Annotated in this window: 1 pseudogene; it reads left to right on the plus strand. The window is 67.9% G+C overall.

What is annotated here, in order from left to right:
• Positions 1–1,179 (plus strand): annotated as a pseudogene (locus tag CAPSK01_RS18595) (hypothetical protein); the annotation flags it as partial.

Raw genomic sequence — 1,179 nt, forward strand, 5'->3', positions numbered from 1 at the left:
CGACTGCCGGCGCGTGCTGCCGATCGCGCCGGCAGTCGCGGCTGGCTCGGCCTCGGTGTCCGCGCGCTGGAGTTCTTCGGCGTAGACCTGAGCGGGACTTCGGCAGCCAAACTGGGTTCGGCCATCGAGGCGCGGCTGCTCGGCGGCAATGCGCCGGGGATTTACCGCTGCGACCTCGCCAGTGACGGCCGGCTGACGGCACTCGCTGACGACGCCGACATTCCTGGCGCCACGGGGCCGCTCCTGGTCTTCCTGCACGGCACGGCGTCGAGCTTCAAGGGCAGCTACGGCAAGCTGTGGGAGCCCGGCAGCAAGGCCCGTGCGGCGGCGCTCAAGGAGTTCGCGGCCACCTACGGCGAACGCGTCTATACGCTCGAGCACCGCAGCCTGACGGTCAGCCCGATCGGCAACGCGCTCGATCTGGCGAAGCGGCTGCCGCCGAATGCAGAACTGCATCTGGTCTCACATTCGCGCGGCGGTCTGGTCGGCGAACTGTTGTGCCTCGGCGAACGCGAGCGGCGCGACGATCCGCTCTCGCAAGGTTTTGCCGAGACCCTGTTCAAGGCCGATCGCACCGTCGCCGCACAACTCGGGCTGAGCCCGCTCGACGAAACGGCGATGGCGGCGCGCGACCAGGCCTACGCAGCCGACCGCGCTGCACTGGTCGAGCTGCTCGGAATTCTCGACGCCAAAGCCATCCGCGTGCGCCGCTTCGTCCGTGTCGCCTGTCCGGCGCGCGGCACGACGCTCGCTTCCGGCCGGCTCGACCGCTGGCTGTCGGTGCTCAAGTATTTCGTGCCGGACGGTGTCGGTGAAGACCTGCTCGATTTCCTGCTGGCGGTCCTCAAGGAGAGGACCGATCCGCGCACCCTGCCGGGCCTCGAGGCGATGCTGCCCGGCTCGGCGCTGACGCGTCTGCTGCAGCATCCGCAATTGGTCACCAACGCCGACCTGACGGTGATTGCCGGCGATCTCGACCAGGGCGATTCGCTGTGGAGTCAGATCAAGCTCCTTGCCAGTGACTGGTTCTACGGCGCCGACCATGACCTCGTGGTCAACACCGGCTCGATGTACGGCGGCATCCGCCGACCGGAAAAGGGCGCGCGCTTCCTGCTCGACCGCGGCGCGCAGGTCAATCATTTCAGTTATTTCCTCAACGAGCGCAGCGTCCGCTGGTTG

It is taken from the genome of Candidatus Accumulibacter vicinus (assembly GCF_000584955.1).
Classification (GTDB): Bacteria; Pseudomonadota; Gammaproteobacteria; order Burkholderiales; family Rhodocyclaceae; genus Accumulibacter; species Accumulibacter vicinus.